Source organism: Streptacidiphilus rugosus AM-16 (assembly GCF_000744655.1).
Lineage (GTDB): Bacteria > Actinomycetota > Actinomycetes > Streptomycetales > Streptomycetaceae > Streptacidiphilus > Streptacidiphilus rugosus.
In genome coordinates this window covers 899,928-924,098 of the sequence record NZ_JQMJ01000003.1, presented here as the reverse complement: position 1 = coordinate 924,098, position 24,171 = coordinate 899,928, and the positions used below count along the sequence as shown (strand labels likewise).

General features: G+C 74.0%; 25 protein-coding genes. 13 read left to right on the top strand and 12 right to left on the bottom strand.

The window, feature by feature from the left end:
- Positions 1-279: 279 nt before the first annotated feature.
- From BS83_RS45210 to BS83_RS07605, 7 genes are all read left to right on the top strand, one after another.
- Complete coding sequence (locus BS83_RS45210) at positions 280-1,200, top strand: ATP-binding cassette domain-containing protein (RefSeq protein WP_037602117.1); 921 nt, start codon at positions 280-282, stop codon at positions 1,198-1,200.
- On the top strand, positions 1,197-2,024 hold the full coding sequence (locus tag BS83_RS45205) for an ABC transporter permease (RefSeq protein ID WP_037602115.1): 828 nt from the start codon (positions 1,197-1,199) through the stop codon (positions 2,022-2,024). The genes BS83_RS45210 and BS83_RS45205 overlap by 4 nt, the downstream gene beginning before the upstream one ends.
- Before the next feature lie 33 nt (positions 2,025-2,057).
- Positions 2,058-3,410, top strand: a complete 1,353-nt coding sequence (locus BS83_RS07625) for a sensor histidine kinase (RefSeq protein WP_063774116.1) — start codon at positions 2,058-2,060, stop codon at positions 3,408-3,410.
- Positions 3,407-4,066, top strand: coding sequence for a response regulator (locus tag BS83_RS07620; RefSeq protein WP_037602113.1), 660 nt, complete (start codon positions 3,407-3,409; stop codon positions 4,064-4,066). The genes BS83_RS07625 and BS83_RS07620 overlap by 4 nt, the downstream gene beginning before the upstream one ends.
- Positions 4,067-4,196: 130 nt before the next feature.
- Positions 4,197-4,955, top strand: coding sequence for an ABC transporter ATP-binding protein (locus BS83_RS07615; RefSeq protein ID WP_063774115.1), 759 nt, complete (start codon positions 4,197-4,199; stop codon positions 4,953-4,955).
- Positions 4,948-7,026 (top strand): YhgE/Pip domain-containing protein, encoded by a 2,079-nt coding sequence (locus BS83_RS07610; RefSeq protein ID WP_037602111.1) that lies wholly within the window; start codon positions 4,948-4,950, stop codon positions 7,024-7,026. Before BS83_RS07615 ends, BS83_RS07610 begins: the two co-directional genes overlap by 8 nt.
- A 34-nt stretch (positions 7,027-7,060) precedes the next feature.
- On the top strand, positions 7,061-7,666 hold the full coding sequence (locus BS83_RS07605) for a TetR/AcrR family transcriptional regulator (protein ID WP_037602109.1): 606 nt from the start codon (positions 7,061-7,063) through the stop codon (positions 7,664-7,666).
- 21 nt (positions 7,667-7,687) lie between these two features.
- Here the strand turns inward: BS83_RS07605 and BS83_RS07600 are convergent, their stop codons facing one another.
- The 3 genes from BS83_RS07600 to BS83_RS07590 form a co-directional block, all read right to left on the bottom strand.
- Entirely contained in the window at positions 7,688-9,208 is a 1,521-nt protein-coding gene (locus BS83_RS07600) for a glycoside hydrolase family 3 protein (RefSeq protein ID WP_232248124.1), read from the bottom strand.
- A 169-nt stretch (positions 9,209-9,377) separates the two neighbouring features.
- A complete protein-coding gene (locus BS83_RS07595) occupies positions 9,378-10,385 on the bottom strand; it encodes a M56 family metallopeptidase (RefSeq protein ID WP_051942754.1) in 1,008 nt (335 codons plus the stop codon).
- 19 nt (positions 10,386-10,404) lie between these two features.
- The gene (locus BS83_RS07590) at positions 10,405-10,776 is read right to left on the bottom strand and encodes a BlaI/MecI/CopY family transcriptional regulator (RefSeq protein ID WP_037602107.1); all 372 of its coding nucleotides are present in this window, start codon (positions 10,774-10,776) and stop codon (positions 10,405-10,407) included.
- Between the two features lie 95 nt (positions 10,777-10,871).
- Between BS83_RS07590 and BS83_RS07585 the strand changes: the two genes are divergently transcribed.
- Positions 10,872-11,507: a phosphatase PAP2 family protein gene (locus BS83_RS07585; protein ID WP_037602106.1), complete on the top strand. Its 636-nt coding sequence runs from the start codon at positions 10,872-10,874 to the stop codon at positions 11,505-11,507.
- On the opposite strand, the gene BS83_RS46315 is transcribed toward BS83_RS07585, so the two are convergent.
- Positions 11,470-11,814: a hypothetical protein gene (locus BS83_RS46315; protein ID WP_063774114.1), complete on the bottom strand. Its 345-nt coding sequence runs from the start codon at positions 11,812-11,814 to the stop codon at positions 11,470-11,472. The two genes, BS83_RS07585 and BS83_RS46315, sit on opposite strands and share 38 nt — an antisense overlap.
- A 114-nt stretch (positions 11,815-11,928) precedes the next feature.
- Between BS83_RS46315 and BS83_RS07575 the strand changes: the two genes are divergently transcribed.
- Complete coding sequence (locus BS83_RS07575; RefSeq protein WP_037602104.1) at positions 11,929-12,525, top strand: TetR family transcriptional regulator; 597 nt, start codon at positions 11,929-11,931, stop codon at positions 12,523-12,525.
- A gap of 72 nt (positions 12,526-12,597) precedes the next feature.
- Positions 12,598-13,974: a carboxyl transferase domain-containing protein gene (locus tag BS83_RS07570; protein WP_037603128.1), complete on the top strand. Its 1,377-nt coding sequence runs from the start codon at positions 12,598-12,600 to the stop codon at positions 13,972-13,974.
- A gap of 69 nt (positions 13,975-14,043) precedes the next feature.
- Here the strand turns inward: BS83_RS07570 and BS83_RS07565 are convergent, their stop codons facing one another.
- Positions 14,044-14,811 (bottom strand): SDR family NAD(P)-dependent oxidoreductase, encoded by a 768-nt coding sequence (locus BS83_RS07565; RefSeq protein WP_037602102.1) that lies wholly within the window; start codon positions 14,809-14,811, stop codon positions 14,044-14,046.
- 157 nt (positions 14,812-14,968) lie between these two features.
- Here BS83_RS07565 and BS83_RS07560 point away from each other — a divergent pair, with 157 nt between their 5' ends.
- Together BS83_RS07560 and BS83_RS07555 are read left to right on the top strand one after the other, a co-directional pair.
- Positions 14,969-15,613 carry a TetR/AcrR family transcriptional regulator gene (locus BS83_RS07560; protein ID WP_157597006.1) on the top strand — a complete coding sequence of 215 codons (645 nt, stop codon included), beginning with the start codon at positions 14,969-14,971 and terminating at the stop codon, positions 15,611-15,613.
- A gap of 39 nt (positions 15,614-15,652) precedes the next feature.
- On the top strand, positions 15,653-16,102 hold the full coding sequence (locus tag BS83_RS07555) for a hypothetical protein (protein WP_051942753.1): 450 nt from the start codon (positions 15,653-15,655) through the stop codon (positions 16,100-16,102).
- 91 nt (positions 16,103-16,193) lie between these two features.
- Here BS83_RS07555 and BS83_RS07550 read toward each other — a convergent pair whose 3' ends face one another.
- From BS83_RS07550 to BS83_RS07525, 6 genes are all read right to left on the bottom strand, one after another.
- The gene (locus BS83_RS07550; protein ID WP_037602099.1) at positions 16,194-17,852 is read right to left on the bottom strand and encodes an FAD-dependent oxidoreductase; all 1,659 of its coding nucleotides are present in this window, start codon (positions 17,850-17,852) and stop codon (positions 16,194-16,196) included.
- 100 nt (positions 17,853-17,952) lie between these two features.
- Entirely contained in the window at positions 17,953-18,873 is a 921-nt protein-coding gene (locus BS83_RS07545; protein WP_037602097.1) for an AurF N-oxygenase family protein, read from the bottom strand.
- A gap of 161 nt (positions 18,874-19,034) precedes the next feature.
- The gene (locus BS83_RS07540; RefSeq protein ID WP_037602095.1) at positions 19,035-19,589 is read right to left on the bottom strand and encodes a hypothetical protein; all 555 of its coding nucleotides are present in this window, start codon (positions 19,587-19,589) and stop codon (positions 19,035-19,037) included.
- Positions 19,573-20,076, bottom strand: a complete 504-nt coding sequence (locus BS83_RS07535; RefSeq protein WP_037602093.1) for an RNA polymerase sigma factor — start codon at positions 20,074-20,076, stop codon at positions 19,573-19,575. The genes BS83_RS07540 and BS83_RS07535 overlap by 17 nt, the downstream gene beginning before the upstream one ends.
- A gap of 88 nt (positions 20,077-20,164) precedes the next feature.
- A complete protein-coding gene (locus tag BS83_RS07530; RefSeq protein ID WP_051942835.1) occupies positions 20,165-20,782 on the bottom strand; it encodes a class F sortase in 618 nt (205 codons plus the stop codon).
- Positions 20,783-20,824: 42 nt separating this feature from the next.
- Entirely contained in the window at positions 20,825-21,232 is a 408-nt protein-coding gene (locus tag BS83_RS07525; protein ID WP_037602089.1) for a hypothetical protein, read from the bottom strand.
- Positions 21,233-21,476: 244 nt separating this feature from the next.
- Here BS83_RS07525 and BS83_RS07520 point away from each other — a divergent pair, with 244 nt between their 5' ends.
- A complete protein-coding gene (locus BS83_RS07520; protein ID WP_232248120.1) occupies positions 21,477-22,358 on the top strand; it encodes a YhjD/YihY/BrkB family envelope integrity protein in 882 nt (293 codons plus the stop codon).
- Here BS83_RS07520 and BS83_RS07515 read toward each other — a convergent pair.
- Positions 22,288-24,150, bottom strand: coding sequence for a cation:proton antiporter (locus tag BS83_RS07515; protein ID WP_063774113.1), 1,863 nt, complete (start codon positions 24,148-24,150; stop codon positions 22,288-22,290). The two genes, BS83_RS07520 and BS83_RS07515, sit on opposite strands and share 71 nt — an antisense overlap.
- Positions 24,151-24,171: the final 21 nt, after the last annotated feature.

Below are 24,171 nucleotides of genomic sequence, written 5' to 3'. Positions count from 1 at the left end.
GCCGCCGCGTCGGCGGCCCGCGCCGCCCGTCTTTCCTCCCGTGCCGCCCGCCGGGCAGGGCCCCTCGCGGGCCGATCTGCTGCGGCGCCTGCGGCAGCTGCGCTCACAGCTCAGAGGTACGTCTCGGGGCTGAGGGGTGGGTGGTACCGCGGTACCACCCACCCCTTCGGAACGGTCCCGTCGTGCCGGGGGTCGGGGCCCGTGCCCTCCCTAGCGTGGTGAGCAGGGATTCCGGAACCGTCCGGGCTCCCCGCCCAGGACCCCGGAGGAACCGATCCCGTGATCGAGATCCAGCATCTGATCAAGCGCTACGGCGACAAGACCGCCGTCGACGGTCTGAACTTCACCGTCAAGCCCGGCGTGGTCACCGGCTTCCTCGGCCCGAACGGGGCCGGGAAGTCCACCACCATGCGCATGATTCTCGGGCTGGACGCGCCCACCAGCGGCAGCGTGACCGTCAACGGCAAGCGCTACGCCCAGCACGCCGCGCCGCTCCAGGAGGTCGGCGCGCTGCTGGAGGCGAAGTCCATCCACCCCGGCCGTTCGGCCTACCACCACCTGCTGTCGCTCGCGCTGACGCACGGCATCCCGCGCCGCCGGGTGGACGAGGTCATCGACCTCGCCGGGCTCGGCAAGGTCGCCAAGAAGCGGGCGGGCGCGTTCTCGCTCGGCATGGGTCAGCGTCTCGGCATCGCCGCCGCGCTGCTCGGCGACCCGCAGACGATCATGCTGGACGAGCCGGTCAACGGTCTCGACCCCGAGGGTGTCCTGTGGATCCGCAACCTGCTCACCGGCCTCGCGGCCGAGGGCAGGACCGTCTTCGTCTCCTCGCACCTGATGAGCGAGATGGCGCTGACCGCCACCGACCTGATCATCGTCGGCCGGGGCAGGCTGCTCGCCGACACCACCGTCGCCGACTTCATCGAGCAGTCGGGCGGCGACAGCGTCAAGGTCGTCTCCGCCGACTCCGCGCGCCTGCGCGAGCTGCTGCTCGGCCCGGACGTCACCGTCACCGGCGAGGCCGGCTCGGAGACGCTGATCGTCAACGGCCTGACGGCCCGCGAGATCGGACAGCGCGCGGCGGACGCCGCCGTCGCCGTCTACGAGCTGACCCCCCAGGCGGTCTCCCTCGAGGAGGCGTTCATGGCGCTGACCGGGGACACCGTCGAGTACCGGAGCAACGGGAGTGTGGCCGCATGAGCGCGACCCTGACGGCACCCGCCGAGGCGCGGACCGAGGCCAGGCCGGCCTACAAGGTGACCTTCCCGCGCGTCCTGCGCGCGGAGTGGTCCAAGTTCCTCTCGCTGCGCTCGACCTGGATCACGCTCGGGATCTCCCTGCTGCTCCTGGTCGGCATCGGGGTCATGTCGGCGTACCGCTACAACCCGGCCGACCTGCACGGGCCCGGCGCGGACGCCAAGGACGCGGTCACCATCGCGCTGCGCAGCAGCGAGCTGGCCCAGCTGGCGCTCGGCGTGCTCGGCGTGCTGCTCACCGCCGGCGAGTACACGACCGGCATGATCCGCTCGACGCTCACCGCGGTGCCCAAGCGCCTCCCGGTGCTCTGGTCGAAGCTGCTGGTCGCCTTCGGCGCCGTGATCGTCGTCGCGACGGTCGGCGCGTTCGCGTCCTTCCTGGGCGGTATGGGCTTCCTGTCCGGCAAGCCGGCCGCGCTGTCGCTCGACGCGAGCGGCGTGCTGCGCTGCCTGTTCGGCGCGGGTCTCTACCTCGCGCTGGTCACCGTCTTCGGTGCGGCCCTGGGCATGCTGGTCCGCTCGGTGGCGGGCGGCATCTCGCTGCTGATCGGCACGCTGATGCTGTTCCCGATCGTGCTGGACATCCTGCCCAGCAGCTGGAACACCAACATCACCCCGTACCTGCCGGGCGAGGCGGGCCAGCAGATCTTCAAGCTGCACACCTACTCCGGCGCGCTCAGCCCCGGCACGGGCCTGTGGGTGTTCGCCGCGTGGGTCGCCGTCGCGGTGGCCGGGGCGGCGTACCGTTTGGTCCGTTCCGACAGCTGAGCGGCCGGAAGGCCGGACAGGTAGTTCGCACCGATGGACATCAGCACCGATCCCCTCTGGGACCATCCGGTCGCCCGGGGCTGGCTGCGGGTGCGCGCGTTCGACCGCGCGCACCCGCAGGTGCTCGACTCCTGCATCGCGCTGTTCGTGCTGCTGGTGGGCCTCGCCGACCTTTTCAGGGGCGGCGGTGAGCATCACGAGCTGTTCGGGCAGCGCGCGGTCGCGGTGTGGGTGATCCCGCTGACCGCCGCCGCGCAGGCGCTGCCGCTGGTGTGGCGGCGCAGGCGGCCGTGGCTGGTCGTCTGGGTGGTGCTGGCCGTGTGCGCGGTGCAGTGGGCGTTCGGGGTGGCGGCGCGCAGTGACATCAGCCTGATGATCGCCCTGTACGGCGCGGCCAGGTACCTGCCGCCGAAGCGGCTGCCGTGGATCGCCGCGGGCGTGCTGCCGTGCTGCGCGGTGCTCGCCTGGCGGGTCCAGCCACTGTCGCGGCAGCCGTGGGCGGGTCTCTTCTTCGTCAGCTGCGCGGCGGTGGCCGCGGCCGCGCTGGGGCTGGCCGGACGGATCCGGCAGGCACAGCTGGCGGCGCTCGCCGACCGGGCGGCGACGCTGGAGGTCGAGCGGGAGCAGCGCGAGCAGCTCGCGGCGGCGACCGAGCGGGCGAGGGTCTCGCGCGAGCTGCACGACATCGTCGGGCACAGTCTGGCGATCATCATCGGGCTGGCCGACGGCGGCGCCGCCCAGGCCGAGCTGCGACCCGAGCGTGGCCCCGAGGTGCTGCGGATCATCGCGGCGGCGGGCCGTGAGTCGCTGGGCGAGCTGCGGCGTACCCTCGGCGCGCTGCGCGCCGAACTGCCGGACGAAGAGGGCGAGACGGCGACACCCCCTGAGCTGCACCCGCAGCCGGGCGCCGCCGATCTGGGCGCGCTGTGCGAGCGGATCAGGGCGGCCGGGCCGACCGTCACCTGGACCAGTTCGGGCGACACGGCCGCGCTGCCGGCCGGCCTGCAGCTGGCGGTCTACCGGATCGTCCAGGAGGCGCTGACCAACTGCCTCAAGCACGCGGGCCCGCGCACCGACGTGCACGTCTCGGTGGCCGCGGACGCCCGCGCGGGCGAGGTCAGGGTGTCCGTGGACGACAGCGGGCCGGACCGGGAGGGGCGGGAGTCCAGCGACCTGCCGCCCACCGGCCGGCCCGCGGGTCACGGGCTGATCGGCATCCGCGAGCGCGCCGCACTGGCCGGCGGCAGCGCCTCGGCCGGGCCGCGTCCGGGCGGCGGCTGGTCGGTCCGCGCGGTGCTGCCCTTCACGGCTACGCTCGGACCACGGGGACTCGCGCGGCACCACCTCGACACCACCGGGGGCGACTCTGAGGAGCGGCAGCAGTGACCACCGTGCTGATCGTCGACGACCAGCCGCTGCAGCGGATGGGCTTCCGGATGCTGCTGGAGAGCAGCCCGGAGACCACCGTCGTCGGCGAGGCCGCACACGGCGCCGAGGCCGTGCGGCAGGCTGCCGAACTGCGGCCCGACGTGGTGCTGATGGACATCAGGATGCCCGGGATGGACGGCATCGAGGCCACCCGCAGGATCGTCGCGGCGGGTGACCGTTCCCGAGTGCTGGTGCTGACCACCTTCGACCTGGACGAGTACGCCTACGGCGCGCTGCGGGCGGGCGCCAGCGGCTTCCTGCTCAAGGACGCGCGGCCGGAGGAACTGCTGGCCGGCATCCGCGCGGTGGCCGGCGGGGACGCGGTGGTCGCGCCCGCGATGACGCGAAGGCTGCTGGAGGCGTTCGCCGCCCAGGGCGGCGCGCCCCGCGAACCGGAGACGGACCCCCGCCTCGCCGCGCTGTCGCAGCGTGAGCGCGAGGTACTGGTGGACATCGGGCAGGGGCTGACGAACAGTGAGATCGCCGCGCATCTGGTGCTGTCGGAGTCGACCGTGAAGACGCACGTCAGTCGGGTTCTGGCCAAGATCGGCGCGCGCGACCGCGTCCACGCCGTCATCATCGCCTACGACGCCGGCCTCGCCCGCCCTGCCTGAGCCTGCCTGAGCCCGCCTGCCCCGGGCGCGGCCTCCGACCTGCGGGGTTCCGCGACCCCCGGCGCAGCGTGCTACCTTTTTTGTACTGACCAGTCAGTTCAAAAAAGGTGACATGGGGAGGGGACGAGGGATGGGCGACTACCAGGGCGCCACCGTCGTCGCGGAGGGGCTGACCTTGCGCGGACCGCGCGGCGTCGTCTACCAGGACGTCAGTTTCGAGGCCGGGCCAGGGCAGTTGGTCGCCCTCGTGGGCGACAGCGGGTCGGGGCGGACCAGTCTGCTGCTGACCGTGGCCGGACGGATGCGACCGAGTGCGGGCCAGGCGTCCGTCGACGGGCGGCCGCTGCCGCGCCGGGCGGGGGCGGTGCGGCGGCGGGTCGCGCTCGGACCGGTCGCGGGGGTGAACGATCTCGACGGCGCGCTGACCGTCGAGGAGCACCTGACCGAGCGCCTGCTGCTGCGTGCCCACGGCCCCGGCGCAGCTCGGCGGGTCGCGGCCGCCCTGGCCGCGACCGGGCTCGACGCCGCGGATCTCCCCCGGCGCGCGGACACGTTGACCGCGCTGCAGTCCTTCCGCACCGCGACCGCGGCCGCGCTGCTGAGCGGGCCGCGGGTGCTGGCCGTCGACGACGTGGGCGACCGGCTCGACGCGGCCGACCGCGACACGGCCTGGCAGGCCCTGCGCGCGCTGGCGGACGCGGGCCTGACCGTGGTGGCCACCGGCCGTGAGGAGCCGGCGATCGCCGACGTGGTGGTCACGCTGGACCGCGACGGGGCGCGCGGGAACGTCGCCGGAGTCGGCCGGGACGGCGCGGACGGCGCGGGCGGATCGGGCGATGAGACGGACGGGGCGGACCGGACGGACGAGGGCGGGGACGAGAATGAGTGACAGGATCACCCGGCGGCGGCCGTTCCGCGCGCTGTCGCTGGGCTCGCTGGAGCTGCGCCGCTTCCGGCGCGGTTCGCTGCCGCGTGCCGCCGTCGTCGCCGTGGCCCTGCTGCCGCTGCTCTACGGCGCGCTGTACATCTGGTCGTTCTGGGACCCGTACGGCAACTTCGACAAACTGCCGGTCGCCGTCGTCGACCTGGACCGGGGCGCGCAGGTCGACGGGAAGCCGATGAACGCGGGGCGCGACCTGACGACCCAGCTGCTGGACCGGCACACCTTCGACTGGCACGAGGTGAGCCCCGCCCGCGCGGACGAGGGGCTGCGCAAGGGCGACTACTACATGACGCTCACCATCCCCGCCGACTTCACCGGCAAGCTCGCCTCCAGCAGCGGCGACCACCCCGAGGACGGGCTGCTCCAGGCCCGCAGCAACGACTCCAACAGCTATCTGAGCGGCATCATCGCGCGGACCGCCTTCTCCGAGATCCGCGCCGCCAGCTCCAGCAGCACCGTGCGCGGCTACCTCGACCAGATCTACGTCTCCTTCGGCGACCTGCACGACCAGACCCTGAAGGCCGCGGGCGGCGCGGGAGAGCTCGCCGACGGTGCGCACAGCGCGCAGAGCGGGGCGCAGCAGCTGTCCGACGGACTCAGGCAGGCCCACTCGGGCAGCCGGTCGCTCAGCGAGGGGCTGAACCGGCTGCAGGCGGGCGCGGCCCAGGCCGCCGCGGGCACCGCGCAGTTGGACCGGCTGGTGCACAGCGTGGCCGACCCGCTCACCCCGACGCTGCGCAGCCGGGCCGGGGACATCCGGCAGGCGGCGCAGGCGGTCTCCCTCGCCGCGGGCGCGGTGCAGCAGATCGCCACCGACCTGCCGGCGACCACCGCGCAGGCGGTGCGCGACGCGAAGGCCGCCGAGCAGCAGCTTTCCCAGGTGCAGGCCGCACAGTGCGCGAACCCCGCCGCCACGCCGGTCGCGGGAGAGTGCGACGCGCTCAGGCTCGCCGTCCAGGCGGCGCGGCAGACCGTGCAGGCGGCCACCTCCGTCGACGGCGCGGTCGCGGCCGACCGGGGACGGCTGGCCCAACTCGCCGCCGACGCGGGCACGGTACGCGGCTACGCGGACCGGCTGGCCAAGGACGCCCCGTACCTCGCCGACCAGGTCGACGCCCAAGTGGCCAAGATCGACCGGCTCGACGCCGGGGTCGCCCAGCTGTCCTCCGGCAGCGCCCGGCTCGCCACCGGCGCGCAGAGCCTCGATGCCGGCCTGGGCACGCTCGTCGGCGGTGCGGACCGGCTCAGTGGTGGGCTCTACCAGCTCGGCGGCGGCGCGGACCAGCTGGCCGGCTCGCTGCACGACGGCGCGGCCCGGATCCCCGACTATTCCGCGCAGGATCGCGCGGAGCGGACCGGCGTGATGAGCGACCCGGTCCAGCTCGCCCTGGGCACCCTCAACAAGGCGGCCAACTACGGCACCGGGCTGTCGTCCTACTTCATCCCGCTCGCCCTCTGGGTCGGCATGATGATCGCCTACATGCTGCTGCGCCCGCTCAACGCCCGGCTGCTCTCGGCCAACATCCCCGCCTGGCGGGCGGCTCTGGCGGGCTGGCTGCCCGCGGTGGCCATCGGGGTCGCCCAGGTGGCGGCGCTGCTGGCGGTGCTGCACTTCGCACTCGGGCTGGAACTGGTCCGCACGGCGGGGACGATCGGGTTCCTGCTGCTGACGACCGCGAGCTTCGCGGCGGTGCTGCAGTGCGTCAACGCCGTGTTCGGCACCCGCGGCCGGGTCATCGGCCTGGCCCTGCTGATGCTGCAGCTGACCTCGGCGGGCGGCACCTATCCGGTGCAGACCAGCCCAGGGTTCTTCGGCGCGATCCACCCGTACCTGCCGATGACCTGGGTGGTCGGCGGGCTGCGGCGGCTGATCAGCGGTGGGGACCTGACCGTGGTGTGGCAGGGCGCGGGCGTGCTGGGCGCCTTTCTGGTCGCCTCGCTGGCGCTGACCACCTGGGCGGCCGGGCGGCGTCGGGTCTGGACCGTCGCCTCGCTCCACCCCGAGCTGGTGCTCTGACGTGCGGGAGCGGGCCGTGCGGGAGGATGGCGGCATGAGCACGGGCAGCGGCGGGCGCCGCGAGCAGACCAGGCAGAAGCTGTTCGTCGCGGCGCAGCAGCTGATCGCCGAACAGGGCTTCTCGGCGACCACGGTGGACGAGATCGCCGAGCGCGCCGGGGTCGCCAAGGGCACCGTCTACTACAACTTCAAGAACAAGAACGACCTGTTCGAGGAGTTGCTGCGGCACGGCGTCGGCCTGCTCACCGCCTCGCTGCGGGAGGCGTCCGCCTCCCGCGCGGGCGAGCCGGTCGAGCAGGTGGACGCCATGGTCCGCGCGGGCCTGGCCTTCATCGAGCAGTACCGCGCCTTCGCCCGGCTGCTGCTCTCGGAGCTGTGGCGGACCAACCGCGCCTGGCAGGAGACGCTCACGCTGCTGCGCGAGGACGCGGTGGCGGTGGTCCGAGCGGCGCTGGACGACGCGGTGACGGCGGGCGAGCTGCGTCCGGACCTGGACACCGGGCTGGTGGCCGCGGCGGTCTTCGGCATGGTGCTGGTGGTCGCCCTGGACTGGCTCACCTTCCAGCCCGAGCGCACCCTGGACGACGTCCACGGAGTTCTGTCGGCGATGGTGCGCGTGCACTTCACCCAAGCGGGGTAAGTAGTCCGTGGGAGCCCGTCATCAGAGGGCTCCCACCAACAGCTCCGCCGCCGCCACGCCGGATGCGGTCGTCGCGCCGTGCGTGGTGATGTAGGCCGCGCCCGCAGCCGAGGCCGCCGTGGGGAGCCCCATCTCGATCACGATCGCGTCCGGGCGGCTGGCGACCAGTCGGGCCAGCGCGTCGGCCATCCAGCCGTGCCGGGAGACGTCCCGCACCACGACCACCAACGGGCGACCCGCCGAGGGGCCCAGGGCCAGTGCGTCCAAGGGGGCTTCGAGGGACGCGAGTTCGTCCTGGTGGACCCGGACCGAGGTGGTGCCGGGCAGGCGCTCGCGCAGCGGCGCGGCGACGCCCCACGGGGTCTCCTTGCCGATGGCGAGGTTCATGTCGGGGACGAACTCGACCACGTGCGGGGCCGCGGCCAGCGGCAGCGCCCCTGGGGTGGTCTCGGTGAAGTGGACCGCCCTGCGCGCCGCCACGAAGCCGATGTCGCCGCGGATGCGCTGCGCGGGAAGGGCGCGGGCGCGCTCCGTCGACCAGCGGGCGAACTCCTGGACCCTGGCGGCGGCCTCGGCCAGGCGCTCCTCGTTCAGCGTGCCCGCCTCGACCGCGGCGACCAGGGCGGCGGCCAGCTCGTCCACCGCGCCCGCGTCCGCGCGCTCGCCGCCGACGCAGATCGCGTCAGCGCCCGCCCGGACGGCGCCGACGGCGGCGCCGTCCAGCCCGTAGCGGTCGTGCACCGCGCCCATCTCGATGGCGTCGGTGACGACCATGCCGTCGAAGCCCAGCTCGCCGCGGAGCAGGTCGTGCAGGATGGCGCGGCTGAGGGTGGCCGGGTGCTCGGCGTCGTAGGCGGGGACCAACAGGTGACCGGACATCACCACGCGGACGCCCGCCTCCAGCGCGGCACGGAACGGCGGCAGCGCCGCGGCGGCGATCTCCTCGCGGCTGGCGCCGTAGCTGGGCAGGCCGTGGTGGGAGTCGACGGCGGTGTCGCCGTGTCCGGGGAAGTGCTTGGCGCAGGCGGCGACGCCGCCCGCCTGCAGGCCGCGGATCCAGGCGGCGGTGTGGCGGGCGACCAGGTCGGTGCTGGCGCCGAAGGAGCGGACCCCGATCACGGGGTTCCGGGGGTTGGAGTTGACGTCGGCGCTGGGCGCGTAGTTGAGGGTGACGCCGGCGGCGTGCAGCTCACGGGCGATGTCGCGGGCGACCGACTCGGTCAGCTCGATGTCGTCCACCGCGCCGAGGGCGAGGTTGCCCGGCCGGGTGGAGCCGGTCCACGACTCGAGCCGGGTGACGTCGCCGGCCTCCTCGTCGATGGCGACGATCAGTTCCGGGTTCTCGGCGCGGAGCTGTGCGGTCAGCCTGGCCACCTGCTCGGGCCCGGCGATGTTCCTGGCGAAGAGGACGACCGAGGCGAGTCCGTCGCCGATGCGACGCAGCAGCCAGTCGGGAGCGGTGGTCCCCTCGAAGCCCGGCTGGAGCAGTGCGTGCGCGTGTCGGGCGACGGTGCGGTTCGGCTTCGGCGCAGGGGACATCATCAATCTGACCTTCCGACGGAAGCGACACACTTGGTCCAGACCAATCGCATCGTGGCCTAGACCAATTTAGCTGTCAAGGCGTGGTTCGGCCACGTCAGAGGGCAGGAACCGCCGCAACCGCAGGCCGAAGACGCCGTGCCGCAGGGAGGACCACATGCGGCGCGGCAGCTCAGCCGCGCGGATCGATCAGCAGGTGGATGTCGTGCGCCGCCGCGAACGCGCAGACGCCGCTCGCCGCGAGCAGGACGCACATGGCGGCGAACGGCAGCAGCGGCACGCCGAACGGCAACGCCCAGGGCAGCCCACGGCGCACCCGGACCGGCGGCGCCAGCAGGGCCGCGACCCGGCGCGGCACGGGACCCGCGCCGTGCAGCGGACCCCGGCGCAGCCCCAGGATCCCGAGTGCGGTGGCCGGGTTGCGCGGCGCCGCACCGGTCGCCGCGTGCTTGGCCGCCAACGCGGCCTTGCCCACCGCGCGCGCGGTGCGCCGGCGGTCGCCGCAGCTGTCGGCCGCGCGCTCGTCGGCCCAGCGTTCGACGGTGTAGGCGACGGCGGTGCCCACCGGTCGCAGCAGCGGGTTGGCGGCGGCGGCCAGGTGGGCGAAGGCGACGAAGGCGTAGTGGTGGCCGCGCAGATGAGCACGCTCGTGCGCGACCAGCACCTCGCGCTCGCCCTCGTCCAGCGCGGCGAGCATCCCCGAGGAGACGACGACCCGGCCCGGCCGACCGGGCAGCGCGTAGGCCTCCGGGGTCGGGTCGTCCACCACCACGTACTCCCCCGCCCCCGGCAGACAGGCAGCCTCGAAACCGGCCGCCACCAGCGCGCGCACCCGCCGCCACAGCAGCCGCAGCGCGGCGGCGCAGACCACGACCAGGACCAGGGCGGCGAGGACGGCCTCGATCCTGGAGACCGGGTCGCCCTGAGCGATCACCGTCGGCGACCAGTGGCCGAGCCACGCGGCGAGCGGCACCCGGATCACCCCGGCCAGCACCAGCACGCCCAGCGCGACCGTGCTCCCGCCCGCCAGGACGAAGGCGGAACCGGTCAGCAGCCAGGTCGCGGCGCGGGGCTCCAGCCGCTCGGCCAGCCGGGGCGCGGCGAGGCCGAGCAGGCCCGGCAGGACCAGCGGCAGGTAGAAGAAGAGATGGAGCGAGTCGAGCCCGAGAGGCAGGTGCACGGTGCGGCCGCCCTCCCGCTCAGTCCGTCTGCGGCGGGAGCGCGCTCCCGAGCAGATGGCGCAGGATCTCCTCGTCGCCGGCCCCCAGGTCGTCGACGAAGCGGGCCAGGACGGCGTGCCGGTCCGGATCGGCGTCCAGGACCTGCCGCATCCGGCGGGCGGTCAGGCCATGGCGGTCGGCGACCGGGCGGTAGGCGAAGGCACGCCCCTGCTTGACCCGGCTGAGCAGCCCCTTGTCGTGCATCCGGGTCAGCACGGTGACGACCGTGCTGTACGCGAGGCCGCCGTCGAGGCGTTCCAGCACATGGCCGGGGGTCAGCGCCTCGGCCGCGGTCTGGAGCAGGTCGAGCACCTCCGCCTCCAGCGCGCCCATCTGCCGACGTTCGTTCATCTCCCGGCCATCTTCCCTTCACCTGCTACGGTCCTGTAGAAATTCCCGAGTCAGAGTCTGTCACGGCCGACCCCACGCGTACGAGAGAACCCCACATGCTTCAGCAGTTGGCCTTCGACGGCTCCGGTATCGACGCCGGCCTGTTCACCACGATCACCGACCTGGCCAAGGACACCAAGTGGCTGAACACGCCGCTGCACCTGTGGACCAACGCTGGCCTGGTGGTCTTCGCGGTGCTCATGGTGATCGGCTTCCTGCGCGCCCGGCACCGGGACACCGCCACGATGACCCTGGCACTGGCCGCGCCAGTGGCCGTGGTGGGCGCCTTCGCCGTGGCCGAGGTGGCGAAGAAGCTGGTGGCGGAGGTGCGGCCGTGCTACTCGATGCCGCACGCGTACATCGTCGAGGCCTGCCCGGTGCGGACCGACTACGCCTTCCCCAGCGGGCACACCACCACGGCGGCGGCGACGGTGGCCGCGCTGTGGCTGCTGGACCGGCGGCTCGCCGGGATCGCGGCGCTCTTCGCCCTGCTGGAGGGCTTCACCCGGGTCTACCTCGGCGCCCACTACCCGCACGACGTGCTGGGCGCGGCGCTGCTGGCGCTGCCGGTGGCCTACCTGGTCAGCCGGCTGCTCGGCCGCTACGCCCAGCCCGTCGTGGCGCGGCTGCGCACCGGGGCGCTGGAGCCGCTGCTCACGCGCCGCCGCTCCGGCGCGCACGCCGCGCGCTGAGCGCCGCGCCGAACCGGGCGTCGAGCCTGGCGTTGCCCTTGAGCAGGAGCGGCACCAGCAGATAGACGACCACAGGGACGACGACCGCGGTCAGGATCAGCGTGCGCAGCGGTATCGGCAGATGCGCGGTGTGCGGACCCAGGACGAAGAACGCCGTGGTGATGGTCGGGTAGACGGCCAGCCAGGTGATCAGCGCGCGCCGGTGCACGGACGGCACGGCGGGCGCGTCCTGGGCAGTCGGGGTGGCCTGGGCAGTCGAGGTCTTGGTGGCCGCGGCGGTGGTGACGGTGATCACAACGGTGCTCACGACGGTTCCTCCCGTTTCAGTCGGCCGGAGTCATCTCCAACCGCTTGGTTGGAGTCTGGCACAGCCGCGCCCCGATGTCCAACCGAACGGTTGGAGTCGCGCTATGCTGGCTCCATGCCCTGGGACACCGCACGCACGAAGCAGCTCCTCCTCGACGCCGCGGTCGAGGAGTTCGCCGAGCACGGCCCGCACGGGGCCCGCGTCGCCCGGATCGCCACCAGGGCGGGCGTCAACAAGGAGCGGATCTACCAGTACTTCGGCAGCAAGGAGCAGCTCTTCGGGTCCGTGCTGGAGGCGGAGCTCGCCAAGCTGGCGGCCGCCGTGCCGATGACCGTCGAGCAGGCCGCCGACCTGGGTGACTACGCCGGGCGCGTGTACGACTACCACTCGGCGCATCCCCACTTCCTGCGCCTGCTCGCCTGGGAGGGGCTCCAGTGCGCCGACGGCGCGCCGGAGGGGGTCGCGGCGGAGAGCGAGCGGGCGGCCCACTACGCGGAGAAGGTCGCCGCCGTCTCCTCGGCCCAGCGCGCCGGCGTGCTGACGGACGAGGTCGACGCCGCCCGGCTGATGTACGCGGTGCTGGCCCTGGTGAACACCTGGTTCACGCTCCCCCAGGTGGTCCGCCTGCTGCTGGCGGCCACGCCGGACAATCGGCCCGGCACCGACCGCGAGGCCCTGGTGCTGCTCGCGGGCCGCTTGACCCGGCGCTGAACGGGACGCCTCGGCTGCCCCTTCGTGGAGGGCGGGTTCTCTAGACTCGGGCCGGTGACCTTCCTCGACCCGATGACGGCCCGCGACGCGATCGCGCTGGTCACCGACGAGTTCACCGAGTTCGCCGAGCCCACCGCTTCCTCCTCGGCGGCCGGGCGGCCGAAGGACGGGCCGATCGACTGGCCGGGCTACGGCGACGCACGCGCCCGAGCGCGGCAGCGGACGGGCGAGGACGAGTCCGTGGTCTGCGGCGTCGGCCGGGTCGCGGAGGCCGGCGAGGCGGTGCTGCTCTCCTTCGAGTTCGGCTTCCTCGGCGGATCGCTGGGCGAACGGACAGGTGAGCGGATCGAGTTCGCGCACCGGCGGGCCAGGGAGCTGCGCCTGCCCCTCGTCGCGCTGATCGCCACCGGCGGCAGCCGGATGCAGGAGGGCATGCGGGCGCTGCTCCAACTCCAGCGTGTGGCCGGGCAGATCGCGCTGACCCGGGCCGCCGGGCTGGCGCAGATCGCGGTGCTGCGCGATCCGACGACCGGCGGCGGCTGGGCCACCCTCGGCGCCGGTTCCGACGTGGTGCTGGCGCTGCCGGGCGCACAGGTGGGCTTCGCGGGCTCACGGGTCCGGCCGCCGGACGCCGATCCGGCCGCCTACACCGCCGAGAGCCAGCTGGCGGCAGGTCAGATCGACGCCGTCGTCGCACCGGAGGAGCTGCGCGGCACGGTCGCGCGCTGGATCGCCCTGCTGGGGCCCAAGGACGGTGAGGCGGAGCCGGTGTCACCGCCCGCCGCGCTCTTCGCCGGAAGCGGCCTCCCGGCCGACGGGGTCGCGGCGGTGGCGCGTGCCCGGGCGGTGGGGCGTCCGCATGCCGAGGAGTACCTGGACGCCTACTTCGACTGGCGCGAGCCGCTCGTCGGCGACCGCTGCGGCGGTGTCGACCCCGGCATGCTCTGCGGCTTCGGCCGACGACGGTCGAGTCGGCGGCCCGAGGGCCGGACCGTCGCGTACGCCGCGCAGTGCGGTACGGCGACGCGACCGTCGGGCTTCAGGGCCGCCGCGCGCCTGGTCAGGCTCGCGGACCGGCTCGGCGTCCCGGTGCTGACCCTGGTCGACACCCCCGGCGCGGCCAACGACGCGGCGGCCGAGCGCGAGGGAGCGGGCGCGGCGATCGCGGACCTGTTCGCCGCTCTGGCCTCGGCCACGGTCCCGGTGACCACGCTGGTGATCGGGGAGGGCGGCTCCGGCGGCGCGCTCGCGCTCTGCACGCCCGATCCCGAGCTGCTGTGGGTGACGCCGGACAGCTACTTCTCCGTCATCGCCCCGGAGCTCGCGCTGTCGATCCTCAAGCGTGAGCCGTCCGAGCTGGAGGAGACGACGGAGCGCCTGCAGCTGCATCCGGAGGCGCTCAAGCGCCTGGGCGTCGCCGTCGGCATCGTCCGGCGGGCGGGAGGCTGAGCCCCGCTCCGGGGGAGTCGCCGTCAGTCGGAGCAGGGTCAGTCGGAGCAGGGTCAGTCGGAGCCGCGGTCAGTTGGTGACGCGGCCGCCGGCCACGTCGACGGTCAGGCCGCTGAGCCAGCCGCTGGCCTCCGAGCAGAGGAAGAGGGCCGCCTCCGCCACGTCCTCCGGTGTGCCGAGGCGGCCGAGCGGATGCTGGGCGGCGACGGCCTGCTGCGTCTCGGGGGGCATCCGGGCGGCGACCTTCTCGGTGCGGATCGAGGACGGCGCCAGGCAGTTCACCCGGATGCCCTGCGGGCCGAGTTCGGCGGCGAGGTGGCGGGTGAGCATGACCACGCCCGCCTTCGCGGCGCCGTAGGCGGCGTTCGCGCGGCTCGGCTGGCGTCCGGCCGAGGAGGACATGGTGACGATCGAGCCGCCGCCGGACGCCGCCATGCCGGGGAGGAAGGCCTGGATCGTGAGGAAGACGGAGGTCAGGTCGGTGTCGAGGATCTCGCGCCAACGGGCGGCGTCGAGCTCGACGGTCGGCCGTGGCGCGCCCAGGCCGCCCGCGAAGGCGGCCAGCAGCGTCGGAGTGCCGAGCTCGCCCTGCACCAGCTCACGGACGTGGGCGAGCTGGTCCTCGCTGGTCACGTCGGCCACGGCGGGGATCGCCGTGCCGCCGTCGGCCCGGACGGCGGCCACGACCGCGTCCAGTGCGTCCTTGTCACGTCCGACGACAGCGACCCTGGCGCCGTTGGAAGCCAGGGCCAGCGCGGTCGCGGCGCCGATGCCGCGGGAGCCGCCGGTGACGACGGCGATCCGGCCCTGGAGGTCGGCGTAGCGGGCGATGCTCATGACGTTCCCCTGTCCTGTCGGGACGCTCGCGCACTTCTGAGTGAGTGCACACTCAGTCTGAGTGTGCACTCACTCATCAGTCAAGCGGTGATAGCGTCGGGCCGAGCAGGAGCGACCGAGAGGCGGAACCACCGTGGCGGACAGCACGCCTCCCCCGATGCGCGAACGCATCGTCCGCGCCGCCCTGGAGGTCATCAGGGAGCACGGCATCGCCGCCATGACGACCAAGCAGATCGCCCGCACCGCGCAGGTCGCCGAGGGCAGCATCTACAACCACTTCACCGACAAGACCGCCCTGGTCGGCGCCGCCATGGCGGAGGTCTCCGCCGGGATCAGGGAGGCGATGACACGGCTGCTGGGCCGGGTCGGCGAGGGCGGGGCGGACGGCGTCGAGGACAACCTCGCGGAGTTCGGCGAGGCGGCGCTCGGCTTCTTCCTGGAGCTGCTGCCGATCGCCGGACCGGTGCTCGGCGACCGGGAGCAGCTCGCCCGGCTGCGTGACGGGGGAACCGGCCACGCCGTCGGCCCGCTGCTGGGGCAGCAGGCGCTGGTCGGCTACGTCAGCGCCGAGCAACGGGCCGGCCGGGTGGCCGCGGAGGCCTCGCCCGCACTGCTCGCCTCGGCGTTCCTGGGGATGTGTCAGAACTACGCCTTCCTGACCCTGATGGCCGGTCCCGAGGCCACGGCCGACGCGGCCGGGCTGCCCGCGGACCACCCGGCCCAGGCCCGCGCGATCGCGCGCACCGTGCTCGCGGGAACCAACCGCGGGGTCCCGCACGTATCCCCCCATGCCGGCGCCTGAACGGCCCGGCGAGCAGCGGACGGCTTTGGGAGTGCATCAGTGACCTGCTTCTTCGACCCCTCGCACGGCTACGGCGCGGTCAACGTGGTGTGGCAGCCGCAGTGGGGCGTGCCACGTCCGGTGCAGACCTGCCAGACCTGCGCCCAGCGCATCCAGACCACGCCGCCGCCCTTCTACACGCCGCAGCAGGGTTACCCGCAGGCCGGCTATCCGCAGGCCGGGTACCCGCAGCAGGGCTATCCCCAGGCGGGTTACGCCGAGCCCGGCTACCCGCAGGGCGGATACGCGCAGCCGGGCTACCCGCAGCAGCCCCGTCCCGGCCACAGCACCGCCGCCGTGGTCGGCGCGGGCGTGGCGGGCCTGGTCGGCGGCGCGCTGATCGGCGAGATGCTGAGCGACGACGACCGTCCGGAGTACGTGGTCGAGGAGCGCCGCGACGACTTCGACCGCGACGGCGACTTCGGCGGGGACGACGGCGACTTCTTCTGACGGTCCCCTCCTCCGACGGTCCTCTCCTCCGCACGTCCTCGCCCGGCCGACACCCTCCGGCCGGCGCCCCCGGCCGGGCTACGAGGCCGGGCTACGCGGCCGGGCGGCGCAGGCGCGGCCGCGCCGCGGCCAGCAGTTCGGGGATAGTGGCGAGCTTGACCCGGGGGCGGCCCAGCGCCCGGCCGAGGGCGCGTTCGGCGCGGTCCACCCGCCGCATCTCGCGCAGCCCCAGCGCCTCGGGACGCCGCCTGCGGACCAGTCCGGCGAACGCCCGGCCGGTGCCGCTCGGGGTCGGCAGGCGGTGCGCCGCCGCGTCGTCGAGCAGCGCGTCGACGGTCTCCGTCGCGCAGTCGCGGTTGGCCCCGATGCCGCCCGTGGGGCCGCGCTTGGCCCAGCCGACGACGTAGACGCCGGGCAGCGGCCGTCCGGTGGCCGGGTCGAGCACCCGGCCGTCGCGCTGCGGGATGGTGCCGCCGGCCTCGTCGAAGGGCAGCCCGGGAACCGCCACGCCCCGGTAACCGATGGAGCGGACGACCAGCCCGGCCGCGATGGTCTCCTCCTCGCCGGGGGCCGCTGTGTCCGCGACCCGCAGCCCGCCGACCCGGACCTCGCCCAGCACGGCGATCGGCGTCGTGAGGAAGCGCAGCACGATCCTGCGGCCGGGACGCGGGGGCGCGGTCAGATCGTGCCGCTCGACGGGGAGTTCGGCGAGCAGCGCCGCCTTCGAACCCGCCTCGGCGGCCGCCACGGTCGCGCGGACCTCCGGCTGGTCGTCGAGGACGAGCTCCACGCCGGGCAGGTGGCGCAGGGCGAGGAACTCGGGCCGGGTCCAGGCCGCGTGCTCGGGCCCGCGCCGGGCCAGCAGGACGACCTCGCGAACCCGGCCCGCCCGGAGCACATCGAGGGCGTGCTCGGCGATGTCGGTGGTGGCGAGGTGGTCGGGGTCGGCGAGGAGGATGCGGGCCACGTCGAGCGCGACGTTGCCGTTGCCGATCACGACGACCCGTTCGCAGCCCTCGGCGGTGAGGTCCACCGCGCCGGCGGGGACCGTCGGGTCGGCGTTGTACCAACCCACGACGGTGGTGGCGGGCAGGCTGCCGGGCAGGTCCTCCCCGGGCAGGCCGAGCCTGCGGTCACCGGCGGCTCCGACCGCGTAGACGACCGCGTGGTGATGGGCCGCCAGTTCCTCGTGCGTCAGGTCGGCGCCGACCTCGACGCCGAGGTGCATGCCGAGCCGAGGGTGCTGGAACGCCCCCGCGAAGGTCTCGGCGATCTGCTTGGTCGACTGGTGGTCGGGCGCCACGCCGTGGCGCAGCAGCCCGCCGGCGACGGGCAGCCGGTCGATCATGGTCACCCGTGCGCCGGTGGAGTGCAGCAACGTCTGGGCGGTGTAGCTCGCGGAGGGACCGGTGCCGACGATCGCGACGCGGAGCGGACCGACGTCGCCGGGCAGGCTGCGGGGGAACTCCGGCGCGCCCCAGGCGTGGTCGCTCGGATGCTCCTGGTACCAGCGGCGGTTGAGCTCGCCGTAGACGACGTCGGGGCCGACCAGCCGGTCGACGGGAAAGACCGCGTCGACCGGGCAGGCGTCCGCGCAGGCGCCGCAGTCGATGCAGGCGACCGGGTCGATGTGGAGCAGCTCGGTCGTGCCGAAACCCGGCTCGTCGGGGGTGGGGTGGATGCAGTTGACCGGGCAGACGGAGACGCACGAGGCGTCGTTGCAGCAGGTCTGGGTGATCGCGTAGGCCATGGCCGGTGTGGGGTTCCTAGCTGCTGGAGGACGGCGCTGCTCGAAGGATGCACTGGTCTGAGGAGGCGCTGCTCTGAGGAGGCACTGCTCGGAGGACGGCTCAGAGCATGTGGACACGGCGGTAGATCGCGGCCGCCTGACGGGAGAGCAGGCCGGCCTCGGCGAGGAACGCCATCAGGTGCCGGGAGCTGGTGCGCATCATCGCCTTGCGGTGCTCGTTCGCCCGGACCTCGGCCAGCGCGCGCTCGGTGTCGAGACCGGCCGCGGCGTAGACGCCCTTGTTCACCATGCTGCTGAGGATCACGTAGGCCGCGATCGCGATGACGACGCTGCTGGAGCGGCGGCGCACCGCGCCGATGCCGCGGGTCCGCTCGCGGATCTCCTGGCGGGCGAACTTCATGTGCCGGGACTCCTCGACGACATGGATCCGCGAGGTGCCGCGCACGATCTCCAGGACGTCGTCGCCGCGCATCCAGTCGCGCTGCATCACGTCGAGCACCTCTTCGGCCACCAGGATCCCGCCGTAGGCGAGTTCGCCGTTGGCGAGCGTCTTGAAGGCGCGGGCGGCTTCGGCGAAGCCGCGCGGCGGCCGGTAGGCGGGGGCGCCCATCTTCTCGCAGGCCCGGGCGAACATGATCGAGTGCCGGCACTCGTCGGCTATCTCGGTGAGGGCGAAGCGGAACTCGGCGTTGCCCGGGTTCTTCAGGTACTGATCGCGCAGCACCATCTGCTGCAGGATCATCTCGAACCAGATGCCGGTGCTCATGATCGAGCAGACCTCGTGGCGGGTCAGGACGACGCGCTGCTCCTCCGTCATCTCGTCCCACAGGCGGGTGCCGTAGAGGGTGCTCCACTCGGGATTGAGGCCGTAGTGCCCCTCGGGGAGCGGCGCGTCCCAGTCGATCTCGGTCGCCGGGTCGTAGGAGAGCATCGCCGCCGAGTCGAGCAGACGCTTCGACACGTCGTCGTCGGCGGTGGTGTGTCGGCCGTGGGATCTCGGTCCGGTGACGAGCTGTGCCATGGCGGCCTCCGTACTGCTGACGCGAACGCGTGGGCGCGGGGCGAGCGGGAGCTCTTGTTGACACTCATTATTACAACAGGAGCCGGACGCGGAGAAGTCCCCCACGGCTCCGGGCCGTGGGGGACTTCGTGAAGGAACGTCAGAGACGCGCGGCGGCGCCCCTACGGGGTCGCCGCCGGCACCGCGGTGGCGCTGCCGCCGGGCCGCGCGGAGTGGGCGCTCGTGGTCGGTCCCGGCTGCCGTGTCGGGGTGGCGGTCGCGGAGGGCGTCGCGGTCGGCACCGGTCGCCGACCGGACGACGTCGCGGTGCTCGGCGGGCCGGACAGCACGGAGCCGGGCGCGGAGGGAGAGGCCGAGGGAACGGGCCTCTGGGGCTCGGGGGTGGGGGCCGACACCGAAGGCGCGGGGGTCGCCGACGGCGCCGGCCGGTCGTGGGTCGAGCTTGCGGGCGGCGGGGCGAGCGGGAGCACGGGGACACTCCGGGTCGGGCCGGTGGCCAGCAGCACCGGGGCCGCGATCGCGGCGGCGACGGCGAGCGTCAGCCCGCCCCCGGCCACCGCCCTGAGTCGACGCCGCCGCGCGGCGGTGCGCCGCACGCGCTCGAACGCGCCGGGCGGCGGCGCCAGCGGCGAGACGGCGGGGCGGAGCAGCACGAGGAGCTCGTCGTCCGATCCGTCGTACGGATCCTCGCGCGGATCGTCAATGTGTGTGGTCAAGGTGTCCCCCGAGCCTGGCCCGCAGCAGCTCCCTGGCCGCGTGCAGATCGGCCTTGACGGTACCTTCCCTGCGCCCCATCAGCAGTGCCACCTCCCTGATCGGCAGATCGGCGTAGTAGTAGAGAAGGACCGGCGTGCGCAGCCGCTCGGGCAGCGACTGGACCAGCAGTCTGACCGGCACGGCGGCCTCGGCGCTCCGGCCGTACTGGACCGCGTCCAGCGCGGCCTGCGCCGAGACGTGCCTCATGGCCCGGCGTTCGCGCTCCAGCTTGCGCCAGTGGTCGCGCACCAGGTTGGCGGCCGTCACGTAGAGGAAGCCGCGCGGCTCCTCCACCGACGACCAGCGCGCCCACAGGCGCGCGAACGCCTCCGAGGCGACCTCGTGGGCGGTGCCGTCGTCGTCGACCAGACGACGGCACCACCCGGCGAGGCTCGGATACAGGGCGGCGAACAGCTCGGCGGCTGCGCTCTCCTGGGACCGTTTCAACGTTCTCCATGCTGACCGGGGTGGTTCGGACGTTCTCTCGGCGTCGCCGCGCGGCAGGCAGCCGGAGACCGCCCGCCGCGTCGGCGGCCTACCGTGCGGAGGACACCAGGGAGGCGTAGACCACGACGTTGTCGAGGTAGCCGCCTCCCGAGCCGTTGCGCGGGCCGCCGCAGGTGATCAGACGCAGCTCGGGCCGGTCGACGTTCCCGTAGACGGCACGGGTGGGGAACTGCGCCTTGGGGACGGTCTGCACCCGGTCGACCGAGAACACGGCGGACGCACCGTCCGCCAGCCTGGCGGTGATGCGGTCACCGGGCCTCAGCCGGGAGAGGTGCAGGAAGACCCCGTTCCCGTACCGGCCCACGGTCACGTGCGCCAGGATCACCGAGGGACCGGTCTGACCCGGCGTCGGCGAACCGTCGTACCAGCCGGCCGGCGCGTTCGCCGCGATGGGCGGCACCTGGACGGTGCCGTCCGCGGCCAGGCCGAGCCTCATGACGGAGGTGTCCACCCCGATGCTGGGGATCAGCAGCCGGACCGGGGCCGAGCGCGCCAACGGCGAAGCCGTCACCGCTCCGGCGGCGGCCGCCGCCGGGCTGTCGGCGGCGGGCTGCGTCCCGGCGATCTGCGCGCCCTGGCCCGCCGAGCCGACCGCGCCGCTGCTCCCGCTCCCACAGGCGGAGGTCAGACCGGCCACGGCCAGCATCGTCGCCAGCGCCACGGCGGCTCGCGTCACCACGCGCAACGGTCAGCCCTGCGCCCTGGCCCGGCGGCGCAGCGCGAACGCGCCCGCTCCGGCGAGGACCACCGCGCCGCCGACACCGGCGCCCAGCATCGTCGGGTCGGTGCCGCCGCCGGCCGCGACCGGGGGCACGCCCGTGTCGGGGGCGCCCGACGGCACGGCGCCGACCTGGCCGGGGCGCGAGGGCGCGGCCGACGGCATCGCGGTCGCCACGGCGGTCGGCGTGGCGCTGGCCCCCGGCGCGGACGGCTCCGGCGTGGCCGTCGCGGTGCCGCCGGGGGAGGTCGGGGTCGCGGTCGCCACCGCCTTGGGCGCGGATCCCCTGCTGCCGCCGGTCGCGGCGAAGGCGGGCCCGGCGGTCGCCGACACGGCGGCGAACGTCAGGGCGACGACGGCGAGAACACTCTTGCGCATGTACCGCTTCTCTCTGCTCGGTCCGCCGGAGCACCCGGGGGTGCGGCGGCGGGCTGCGTTTCAGATCGGGCGGAGAGACGACGGGGCCCGGGGACCGGTTGCAAAGGGATGGCAAAGAAAAATCCGGCGGGAGCACCGGCCCGCTGAGCCGTCCGGGTGACGCCCCGCTCGCGCGCCGGACGGATGGCACCTTGACTGGTTCGGCACCCTCCCGCGCGGCAGAGGAGAGAGGCAGGCGAGAGACGTGGTGGACACCGCGGCCTGGAAGGCCTCCCTGGCGCGGGCCAAGGCACGGGCGCAGGAGCGCTACGACGAGGCCCAGCGCCGCCTGCCGCTGCTGACCGACCTGATCAACCGGCTGACGACGGAGAACCTGCTCGACTCGGCGACCCGGCTGGCCGCCCAGGCCTTCCTGACCACGGTGCCGCTGTTCTTCGCCTTCGCCGCGTTCGCACCGCAGCCGGTGCGCCAGCAGCTGATCGAGTCGATCCAGAACCTCTTCGGGCTCACCGGCGTCTCGAAGGACCAGCTGGAGTCGGTGCTGGGGACGGGCAACGCGAACGCGGGCAAGGAGCTGCTGCAGACCACCGGCGTGATCGGCCTGGTGATGGCGCTGCTCTCGGCGACCAGCTTCAGCCGGGCCATGGCCAGGGTCTGCCGCGGGGCCTGGCGGCTGCCGAAGGCGACGACCAGGATCTCGCCGTGGCGCTGGCTGGCCTGGCTGATCATGCTGCTCGCCGTCTTCGTCCTGCAGGGCCCGGTGCGGAACGGCTTCGGGGCGGGCGGCTGGCTGGGGTTTCCGCTCGGCTTCGTCCTGGGCGTGGCCATCTGGTGGTGGACCCAGCACCTGCTGCTGGGCGGCTCGAAGGTGAACTGGCTTCCGCTGCTCCCCGGCGCGGTCCTCGGCTCGCTCTGCGTCAGCGTGCTGTCGGTCGTCTCGCACGTCTACATGCCGCACGCGCTGAACCGCACGCTGTCCAGCTACGGATCGCTCGGCCTGGTACTGGCGCTGCTCTCGTGGCTGATCGTCATCTGCGCGGCGGTGACCTTCTCGATCACGATCGGCGCGGTGCTGGCCCAGGGCGCGCCGCTGAACCGGCATCTGGGGAAGCTGGCCAGGGACTGACCGGACCGAGCGTGATCACGTGACCGGCGGGCGGCGGCGCGGGGGCGGCACGGTTGGTGGTCGGGCGCAGCCGCCCGGCCGCGTCCACCGTGAAGAGCAGCTCGTACCCAGGCTCCGGCTCGGTCACCGGCTCGGTCTCCGGCCCGGCCCCCGACTGCAGCGAGGGCGACGGCGACGGCCTGACCTCGATCGCGGCGCCCGCCCGGTGACGGCCGGCCAGGGCCTCGCCGGTCAGCCCCGGCGGGAAGAGCACCTCGCCGCTCAGGAAGGGCGCCACCACTCCGCTGCCCTCCTGACGCTCGGCGAGCCGGTAGACCTCCGGGCCCTCCTCGGTGTGCAGCAGCGTCGCCGCGAGAGCGTTGAAGTCGTCCTCGCCGGTCAGCAGCAGCACGGCGGTGATCCCCTCCAGCTCGGCGCCCTCCCCCGTCGCGGTGGCCAGCAGCTCACCCGGCGCCAGTTCGAGTCCGGCGGCGGCGATCCGCTCCCGCTGCTCCGGATCGCCCGCCCACATCAGCGTGTCCAGGCCCACCGCGCGGAAGGCGAGCCCGAGGTCGACCACCCAGCGGTCGCCGCCGACCAGGAGCGGTCTGGAGCGCCGCGACGCGGTCACACCGAGACGCCTGGCCACCGGCACCGCGGTGAGCCCGTAGACCAGCACCGTGGTCACGATCACGACGAAGGTCGCCGGCAGGATCCGTTCCGCGCCGGCGATCCCCTTGGCGGCGAGGGCGGCGGAGAAGGTGGACGCGGTCGAGGCCGCGACGATGCCGCGCGGCGCCATCCAGCCGAGAAAACCCCGTTCGCGGCGGTCCAGGTCCCGGCCGAGCGTCGAGACCAGGACCACCAGCGGCCGGGCGACCAGCACCAGCACGGCCGTCAGCAGCACCGTCGGCCCGACCACGTGGCGCAGCGACGCCGGGGTGACCGTCGCGGAGATCGAGACGAAGAGCACGCCGATGATCAGCGACACCAGGGTCTCGAAGAACGGCCTGCGGACCAGCGGGTCCAGGCCGGGCAGGGTCGCCACGGCGACGCCCATGATGATGGCCGCGATCAGGCCCGCGTCGTCGCGCAGCAGGTCGCAGCCGGCGGCGACGCCGATCACCACGGCGAGCTGCGCGGTGGTGCCGAGCACCTCGCCGAGGCCGAGCCTGCGCAGCAGCAGCCACAGCACGACCGCCCCGAGCAGACCCCCCGCGACGCCCACCCCGGCGCTGGCGAGCAGGTTCGTCGCGGCGGAGCCGAAGCTCACCCGGTGGCCCGACTGGAGCGCGGCGAACACCAGCGCGCCGAGCACCCCGCCGACCCCGTCGATCAGCGATCCCTCCCAGACCAGGATCCGGCGCAGCCCCGGCCGCGGCCGCACGAAGTTCAGCAGCGGGCCGACGACGGTCGGCCCGGAGACGATCAGGACGACCCCGAGCATCGTCGCGGCCTGGGAGGACATGTCCAGCAGCGGAGCGGCGACGAGGGCGACGATCGGCCAGGTGACGAGGGTGCCGACCCAGATCAGCCGGACCACGGTGCGCCGCGCGTCGCCGGTGAGCCGACGCACGTCGAGCTCCAGCCCGGCGTCGTACAGGATCACCGCGACCGCGAGCGAGACCAGCGGCGAGAACGTGGCCCCGAGCAGCTTGTCCGGGTGGACGACGTCGGTGAGCGCGCCGGCGGTGAAACCCACCGGGAGGAGCACGATGATTCCCGGCACCCGCAGCCGCGCCGCCAGCACCTGCGAGCCGACGGCGAGCACCGCGATCAGGCCCACGCCCGCGAAGATCTGGTCCGTCGTCATGCCCCAGCTTCACCACGGCCC

What these genes read in the sequence shown, in the direction of transcription:
- BS83_RS07525 (WP_037602089.1), bottom strand. Translation starts at nt 21,232, where the DNA reads ATGCGCAAGAGTGTTCTCGCCGTCGTCGCCCTGACGTTCGCCGCCGTG.
- BS83_RS07550 (WP_037602099.1), bottom strand. Translation starts at nt 17,852, where the DNA reads ATGGCCTACGCGATCACCCAGACCTGCTGCAACGACGCCTCGTGCGTC.
- BS83_RS45205 (WP_037602115.1), top strand. Translation starts at nt 1,197, where the DNA reads ATGAGCGCGACCCTGACGGCACCCGCCGAGGCGCGGACCGAGGCCAGG.
- BS83_RS07590 (WP_037602107.1), bottom strand. Translation starts at nt 10,776, where the DNA reads ATGAACGAACGTCGGCAGATGGGCGCGCTGGAGGCGGAGGTGCTCGAC.
- BS83_RS07560 (WP_157597006.1), top strand. Translation starts at nt 14,969, where the DNA reads ATGCGCGAACGCATCGTCCGCGCCGCCCTGGAGGTCATCAGGGAGCAC.
- BS83_RS07610 (WP_037602111.1), top strand. Translation starts at nt 4,948, where the DNA reads ATGAGTGACAGGATCACCCGGCGGCGGCCGTTCCGCGCGCTGTCGCTG.
- BS83_RS07530 (WP_051942835.1), bottom strand. Translation starts at nt 20,782, where the DNA reads ATGCTGGCCGTGGCCGGTCTGACCTCCGCCTGTGGGAGCGGGAGCAGC.
- BS83_RS07575 (WP_037602104.1), top strand. Translation starts at nt 11,929, where the DNA reads ATGCCCTGGGACACCGCACGCACGAAGCAGCTCCTCCTCGACGCCGCG.
- BS83_RS07605 (WP_037602109.1), top strand. Translation starts at nt 7,061, where the DNA reads ATGAGCACGGGCAGCGGCGGGCGCCGCGAGCAGACCAGGCAGAAGCTG.
- BS83_RS07585 (WP_037602106.1), top strand. Translation starts at nt 10,872, where the DNA reads ATGCTTCAGCAGTTGGCCTTCGACGGCTCCGGTATCGACGCCGGCCTG.
- BS83_RS07570 (WP_037603128.1), top strand. Translation starts at nt 12,598, where the DNA reads ATGACGGCCCGCGACGCGATCGCGCTGGTCACCGACGAGTTCACCGAG.
- BS83_RS07565 (WP_037602102.1), bottom strand. Translation starts at nt 14,811, where the DNA reads ATGAGCATCGCCCGCTACGCCGACCTCCAGGGCCGGATCGCCGTCGTC.
- BS83_RS07545 (WP_037602097.1), bottom strand. Translation starts at nt 18,873, where the DNA reads ATGGCACAGCTCGTCACCGGACCGAGATCCCACGGCCGACACACCACC.
- BS83_RS07515 (WP_063774113.1), bottom strand. Translation starts at nt 24,150, where the DNA reads ATGACGACGGACCAGATCTTCGCGGGCGTGGGCCTGATCGCGGTGCTC.
- BS83_RS07600 (WP_232248124.1), bottom strand. Translation starts at nt 9,208, where the DNA reads ATGATGTCCCCTGCGCCGAAGCCGAACCGCACCGTCGCCCGACACGCG.
- BS83_RS07625 (WP_063774116.1), top strand. Translation starts at nt 2,058, where the DNA reads ATGGACATCAGCACCGATCCCCTCTGGGACCATCCGGTCGCCCGGGGC.
- BS83_RS07615 (WP_063774115.1), top strand. Translation starts at nt 4,197, where the DNA reads ATGGGCGACTACCAGGGCGCCACCGTCGTCGCGGAGGGGCTGACCTTG.